Annotated in this window: 6 protein-coding genes; 1 reads left to right on the top strand and 5 read right to left on the bottom strand. The window is 65.8% G+C overall.

What is annotated here, in order from left to right; all coding sequences use genetic code 11:
* The 3 genes from AC1DJT_RS32305 to AC1DJT_RS32295 all read right to left on the bottom strand — a co-directional run.
* A partial coding sequence (locus AC1DJT_RS32305; RefSeq protein WP_476835673.1) for an NAD(P)-binding domain-containing protein occupies window positions 1-293 on the bottom strand: 293 nt, incomplete at its 3' end.
* A 59-nt stretch (window positions 294-352) separates the two neighbouring features.
* Window positions 353-1,501 (bottom strand): isobutyryl-CoA dehydrogenase, encoded by a 1,149-nt coding sequence (locus AC1DJT_RS32300; RefSeq protein WP_441506040.1) that lies wholly within the window; start codon window positions 1,499-1,501, stop codon window positions 353-355.
* A gap of 25 nt (window positions 1,502-1,526) precedes the next feature.
* Window positions 1,527-3,023 carry a CoA-acylating methylmalonate-semialdehyde dehydrogenase gene (locus AC1DJT_RS32295; RefSeq protein WP_441479655.1) on the bottom strand — a complete coding sequence of 499 codons (1,497 nt, stop codon included), beginning with the start codon at window positions 3,021-3,023 and terminating at the stop codon, window positions 1,527-1,529.
* 124 nt (window positions 3,024-3,147) lie between these two features.
* Between AC1DJT_RS32295 and AC1DJT_RS32290 the strand changes: the two genes are divergently transcribed.
* Window positions 3,148-4,074, top strand: a complete 927-nt coding sequence (locus tag AC1DJT_RS32290; RefSeq protein ID WP_441490118.1) for a LysR family transcriptional regulator — start codon at window positions 3,148-3,150, stop codon at window positions 4,072-4,074.
* A gap of 3 nt (window positions 4,075-4,077) precedes the next feature.
* On the opposite strand, the gene AC1DJT_RS32285 is transcribed toward AC1DJT_RS32290, so the two are convergent.
* Together AC1DJT_RS32285 and AC1DJT_RS32280 are read right to left on the bottom strand one after the other, a co-directional pair.
* Window positions 4,078-5,820, bottom strand: a complete 1,743-nt coding sequence (locus tag AC1DJT_RS32285) for an ABC transporter permease (RefSeq protein ID WP_476835672.1) — start codon at window positions 5,818-5,820, stop codon at window positions 4,078-4,080.
* 23 nt (window positions 5,821-5,843) lie between these two features.
* Window positions 5,844-6,830 (bottom strand): ABC transporter substrate-binding protein, encoded by a 987-nt coding sequence (locus AC1DJT_RS32280; protein WP_476767880.1) that lies wholly within the window; start codon window positions 6,828-6,830, stop codon window positions 5,844-5,846.
* Window positions 6,831-7,054: the final 224 nt, after the last annotated feature.

Here is a 7,054-nt window from a genome sequence, read left to right as displayed (position 1 = left end):
CTTTCGACATCGATCGTCGAGGAATCGATGATCAGCGTGCCAGCCTTCACCACGGGCAGGATGTCGGCCCAGACCGCGAGCACATGCTTGCCCGCCGGCAGCATGGTGACGACGACCTCGGCATTGGCGACCGCCTCCCTGGCCGAGCCCGCGATATGCACGCCGAGTTCGGCCGCAGCGTCCTGCGAGGCCTGCACCAGGTCGAAGGCGCTGACCTGATGTCCGGCCTTGACGAGATTGGCGGCCATCGGGCCGCCCATATTGCCGAGCCCGATGAAGGCGATGCTGGTCATGGTCTAACCTCGTCGTTTGAGAAACTTTTCCATGGGGCAGGGATATCCCGGCTCTGAGGCTAGTTCCCCTTTGCCCGCCCTACCAGCGAGCGCGCCACGATCATGCGCATGACCTCGTTCGTGCCTTCCAGGATCTGATGCACGCGCAGGTCCCGCACGATCTTCTCGATGCCGTAATCGGCGAGATAGCCGTAGCCGCCATGAATCTGCAGCGCCTCGTTCGCGACCGCGAAGCCGGTATCGGTGGCAACCCGCTTGGCCATGGCGCAGAGCTTGGTCGCGTCGGGTGCCTTCTGGTCGAGTGCCGAGGCTGCCCGCCACAGGAACGTCCGCGCCGCCTCGAGTTCGGTCGCCATGTCGGCAAGCTTGAACCGCAGTGCCTGGAAATCGGCGATGCGTGCGCCAAAGGCCTTGCGCTCCTGGGCGTAGGCCAGCGCCTTGTCGAGCGCGTCTTGTGCTCCACCGAGCGAGCAGGCTCCGATATTGAGCCGGCCGCCATCGAGCCCTGCCATCGCGATCTTGAAGCCGATACCCTCGGACCCGAGGCGGTTCGCCACGGGGACGCGGCAATTCTCGAAGATCACGGCGCGCGTCGGCTGCGCATTCCAGCCCATCTTCTTCTCGTTGGCCCCGAAGGACAGGCCGGGCGTGCCGTTCTCGACGACGAGCGTCGAGATGCCTGAGGGGCCGGCCTCGCCGGTGCGCACCATCACGACATAGATGTCGGAGACGCCGGCGCCGGAGATGAACTGCTTCTGGCCGTCGAGCACGTAATCATCGCCGTCGCGGACCGCCCTGGTCTTCAGCGCGGCGGCGTCCGATCCTGCACCGGGCTCCGTCAGGCAGTAACTCGCCAGATGCTCCATCGAACAGAGCTTTGGCAGCCAGGCATGGCGTTGATCCTCCGAGCCGTAGCGGTCGATCATCCAGGCGCACATGTTGTGGATCGAGATATAGGCTGCGATCGTCGGGCAGCCGGTCGCCAGCGCTTCGAAGATCAGCGTCGCGTCGAGCCGTGACAGTCCGGAGCCGCCGACATCCTCGCCAATATAGATGCCGCCCATGCCGAGCGCGGCGGCCTGGCGCATCTCCTCGACCGGGAAGTGCTTCTCCTCATCCCAGCGCAGGGCATGAGGGGCGAGGGTCTCTGAAGCGAAACCCTGCGCCATGTCGCGGATCGCGATCTGGTCTTCGGTGAGGGAGAACATGTCGCGATCCTTGTCGTCCGGGGTCTCAGCCCATCGTCGGGATGACGAAGCTTGCTCCATCCTTGACGCCGGACGGCCAACGCGAGGTCACCGTCTTGGTCTTGGTGTAGAAGCGGATCGAGTCCGGGCCGTGCTGGTTGAGATCGCCGAAGGACGAACGCTTCCAGCCACCGAAGGTGTAATAGGCCAGCGGCACCGGGATCGGCACGTTGACGCCGACCATGCCGACCTGGACGCGGGAAGCGAAGTCGCGCGCCGCATCGCCGTCGCGGGTGTAGATAGCGACGCCGTTGCCGTATTCGTGGTCGTTGGCGAGCTTGAGGCCTTCCTCATAGTCCTTGGCGCGCACGACCGAGAGCACGGGGCCGAAGATCTCTTCCTTGTAGATGCGCATGTCGGGCGTCACATGGTCGAACAGGCAGCCACCCATGTAGAAGCCGTTCTCGTAGCCCTGCATCTTGAAGCCGCGTCCATCGACGACGAGCTTGGCGCCCTCGTTGATGCCGGTCTCGACATAGCCCTTGATCTTGTCGAGCGCCTGCCTGGTGACGACCGGGCCGTAATCGGCGGAAGAGTCGGTGGAGGGGCCGATCTTCAGGCTCTCGACGCGAGGGATGAGGCGCTTCACCAGTTCATCGGCGGTGGCCTTGCCGACCGGAACCGCCACCGAGATCGCCATGCAGCGCTCGCCGGCCGAGCCGTAGCCGGCGCCGATCAGCGCGTCGACGGCCTGGTCCATGTCGGCATCCGGCATGATGATCATGTGGTTCTTGGCGCCGCCGAAGCACTGCACGCGCTTCCCGTTGGCGCAGCCACGGGCATAGATGTACTCAGCGATCGGGGTCGAGCCGACGAAGCCGACGGCCTTGATGTCGTGATCGTCGAGGATGGCGTCGACCGCTTCCTTGTCGCCATTGACGACATTGAGGATGCCGGGAGGACCGCCGGCTTCGATGAACAGCTCGGCCAGACGCATCGGCACGCCGGGATCGCGCTCGGACGGCTTCAGGATGAAGGCATTGCCGCAGGCGATGGCGGGGCCGAGCTTCCAGAGCGGGATCATTGCGGGGAAATTGAAGGGCGTGATGCCGGCGCAGACGCCGAGCGGCTGGCGCATCGAATAGATGTCGATGCCCGGGCCGGCGCCGTCGGTGAATTCACCCTTCATCAGGTTCGGGATGCCGAGCGAGAACTCGACGACCTCGACGCCGCGCTGAATGTCGCCTTTGGCGTCGGCGATGGTCTTGCCGTGCTCGCGGGCGAGCAGCTCGGCCAGCTCGTCATTGTTCTGCGCGATGAGGTCGAGGAACTTCATCAGCACTCGGGCGCGGCGCTGCGGGTTGACCGCCGCCCATTTCGGCTGCGCCGCCAGTGCGTTTTCGACAGCGGCGCGCATCTCGGCGGGAGAGGCGAGCGCGACCTTGCCGATCACGGTTCCGTCCATCGGCTGGTAGATGTCGGCCGTGCGGCCCGAGGTTCCGGCGACGTGCTTGCCACCAATGAAATGACCGACCTGACGCATCGCGCCCTCCCTACGAATGGTGTGGTGTCTTGATTGGCCTCACCCCTACCATTCTCGTTTGTGCACGGCTATAGCAACTATCAAGCGGTCGCCGTGCGCAAAAGCAAATATCAGGGAGAGCGTCTTGGAGAGGTTCGACTGGGATGATCTGCGCTTCTTTCTCGCTGTTGCCCGCTCCGGCCGGCTGACGGCTGCGGCCCGGCGTTTGGGCGCCGATCATGCCACGGTCTCACGTCGTGTCACCTCTCTGGAGGAATCGCTCAAGGCCAAGCTCTTCGAGCGCCGGCCGCAGGGCTACACCCTCACAGCCCATGGCGAGCGATTGCTGGCCAAGGCCGAGAGCATGGAAACCGAGGCGCTCGCGATCCAGAGCGATATCGGCGGCGCCGACATGGCGCTGGCCGGCACTGTGCGGATCGGCGCGCCGGACGGTTTCGGGACCTGTTTCCTGGCGCCGCGCCTGGCCGGCCTCGCCAAGGCCTATCCCGGGCTCGAGCTGCAGCTCATCGCCATGCCGAGGCTGCTGTCGCTGTCCAAGCGGGAGGCCGATGTCGCGATCACGCTGGCGCCGCCCAAGGAGGGCAAGGTCGTCGCGCGCAAGCTCTGCGATTACCGGCTCGGCCTCTATGCGACGCGCGAGTATCTCGACAGCATGCCGGTGGTCGCGAAGCCCGACGACCTCTTCGAACATCGGATCGTCGGCTATATCGACGACCTGATCTTCACGCCGGAGCTCGACTATCTCGACGAGGTMGCCAAAGGCCTACGGGCGCAGGTGCAGAGCTCGAATGTGCTGGCCCAGATGAATGCGGTGGTTGCCGGCGCCGGTATCGGCGTCATCCATCATTTCATGGCGGCGACAGAGCCGCGCCTGGTGCCCGTCCTGCCGCATAAGGTGTCGATCACGCGCTCGTTCTGGTTGCTGGTCCATGCCGATCTCAAGGATGTCGCCCGCGTGCGCGCCATCGTCGATTTCATTGTTCGCGAGGCGAAGGCGGCGCGCTCGCTGATGATGGGCGAGCCCAGGATCGAGACGCAGGCGGCGGAGTGATGCTCAGATCCGCCAGGGCAGGACATTCTCCGGCAGGCGCTTGGCGCAAAGGTCGAGCAGCAGCATCACGCAAAGGATCACCGCCGAGGCGCTGATCGCGACCGCTGCCGCCTCGCCGGCGAGCCCGGCTTCCTTCAGGCTGAACAGAACGACGCCCAGCGTCTCGGTTCCCGAGGACCAGAGCAGGGCCGAGACGGTGAGCTCGTTGAAGGCCACGAGGAACACCATCAGCGCACTGACCGTCGCAGCCGGGGCGAGGATYGGCGCCACGATGAAACGCAGCATCTGCCAGAGCGTGACACCATCGAGTTTCGCCGCCTCTTCGTGATGCGCCTCGATCTGCGCCATTGCCGCGATCGGGGCCTTCAGCGCCAGCGGCAGGAAGCGCGCCAGATAGGCGAAGAGGATGATGAATGGTGTCGCATAGATGCTGACGCCGATCAGCGGCAGCGGCTTCAGGAACATCAGGATGCAGGCGATGGCGAGCACCACGCCGGGCAAGGCGTAGGGCAGCTCGATGACGAGTTCGACGACACGCCTCGCCTTGCCCATTCGCCGCTCCAGCGCATAGGCGAAGGCGATCGAGGCCAGCGCAAGGATCACCGCTGCGGTGCCGGCGAACAGGAAGGAATTGCGGAAGGCGCGCGCTGTCACGTCCTGGCGCAGCAGCACCTCGGTGAACTTGTCGAAGGTCAGGCTCTGCCAGGAGAGCGCGACGCCGAGCGCTGGCGTCAGTGCCTCGCTGAGCAAGGCAAGGAAGGGCAGGCCGAGCTTGAGGGCGATCAGGAGCCAGAGGCCGGCCGTGACGAAGGGGCGGGCGCTGCCGAGGGGCCAGAAGGGCTGCAAGGGGCGCTCGATTTCGACCTTGCCGCCGCGGCGCGTCGCAAGGATGCTTGCGAGAATGCCGAGGCCGGCGACCAGCGCGACGAGCAACGACAGCGCCGCGGCATCCGGCAGCCCCGCCGGTCCAAAGCTCGAAAGCCGCCGGTAGATCAGGGTTGGCAGGGTGAGATAGTTCATCGGCAGTCCGAGCAGTGCAGGAATGCCGAAATTGCCGATGCCGGCGACGAAGGCGATCAACCCGGCTGCGACGATCTGCGGGCGCAGCACCGGCAGCAGGATGCGGGTGATGATCGTCGGTGGCGCCGCACCTTCGAGCTGCGCCGCCTCGACCAGGGAATGCGGGATGCTGCGCAGCCCGCTCCAGAGCGTGATCGCGACCAGCGGCGCATGATGCAGCGCCATGACCAGGATGATCCCGCCGCGGCCCAGCAGGGGATTGGGGGTTCCCGGCGCCGGTGTCAGGCCGAGCGCGCCAAGAATGGGAGAGTGGGGGGCGGTCAGGCTGAGGAAGGCGAGCGCCGCCACCTGCGGCGCGATCATCATCGAGAAGACGAAGGCGAAGGCCAGCGGACGCTTGCCGCGTAGATCGGTCACTGCGAGCAGGATCGCGACGGCGCCGCCAATCGCGAAGGCGCCGAGCGCAGAGAGACCGGCGGTCTMGATGCTGTGCAAGGTCGCGGTGAGGGCGGCCCGGCTGCCGATTTCGGCGAGGGCTGCATCCGGCATGAACCGGCCGCCGGGCGCGAAAGCGGCGAGCAGGAGGCGCAGGAAGGGAAGGCCRCCGAAGACCAGGACGCAAAGCGCCACCAGCACGGGCAGCCCGAGCCCTGAAGGCAGGTGCAACCCCGGCAGGAGCCGAGGTTGCCCGATATGCGGCCGGTCGGAGCGGGCGACGAGGGTCATGCTGCGTCCGGCCTGGCTTGGGCTTACTCGAAGATCGCGCTGAAGCGCTTGCGCGCTGCGGTCTCGTCGGCCAGCGCCTTGGCCGCATCGAACGGCATCAGCTTGATGGCGGCGCGCTCGGGATAGCCCGCGGGCAGCGCAACGTCGGGGTGTGCCGCGACATAGCCCTGCTTCAGGGCAAGTTCCTGGCCATCCCTGGAGATCAGGAAATCGACGAACGCCTTGGCGGCCTCCGGATTCCTGGTGCTCTTGAGGATCGCGACCGGTTCGCTGACGGCGGAGACGCCCTCGCTCGGGAACACGAACTCGACCGGCGCGCCCTTGGCCTTCTCGCGGATCGGCATGAAGTCGACGATCATGCCGTAGAGCTTCTCGCCGGTCGCGACTTGCCTCAGGATGTCGCCATTGCCACCTGCTGCCAGCGCACCGTTGTTCCTGAGGGTCTCATAGTAGCCCCAGCCACCGGGCAGGTTGCCCGCGAGCGTCATGGTGTGGATCAAAGCTGCGCCGGAGTTCAGGGGGCTCGGCATGGCCAGCAGGTTCTTGACCTCCGGCTTGCCGAGGTCGAGCCAGCTGGTCGGCTTCAGTCCCGCCTTGGTGTTGTAGACGATGCCGGTGGTGATCAGCTTGGTCGCGAACCACAGCTTCTGCGGGTCGTGAATGCCGGCGGGATAGGCCGATGTCGCGGCGGCTTCATGCGCGAGCAGCCGGTTCTCCTGCTTCAGCCCTTCCATCGTCACCGAATCGGCGATCAGAAGAACATCGGCCTGAGGCGCGCCGGCCTCGATCTCGGCCCTGAGCTTGGCCATGATGCGCGGTGTGCCGTCGCGCACGAAGCTGATCTCGACCTTGGGGTATTTCGCCTTGAAGGCATCGATGGTCTGCTGGGCGTCGGTATTGGGCTGGCTGGTGTAAAGAACCAGCTTGCCCTCGGCCGCCTGGACAGCGAGAGGGGCCAGGCAAAGGGCAAGGCCCGTCGCAGCCAGAGCGATCATCGCCTTCGAATGCATTGTCTTTCTCTCCTGTCCGTCGGCCGGCCGGCCTCCGGCACTCGCGGTAGACCGCGTATATGACACATCCGTGACCTGTCATCACCGGGGCCGCTTGCGGCAGTGCAACTGCTCCACAAGGTGCTGATGCGCCACCGGGCCAACGGCCCGGCCTGCCCGAATTTCCCGCATCTGCCCGGCTTGTTTGTCGAACGGGTTTTCGACTAGTCTCCTCGGTGAAGGCG

The sequence above is a fragment of the Allobosea sp. 05T422_2 genome, from assembly GCF_056396265.1.
Note: the sequence above shows the minus strand (reverse complement) of the source record. Positions and strands in the feature narration are given on the sequence as shown.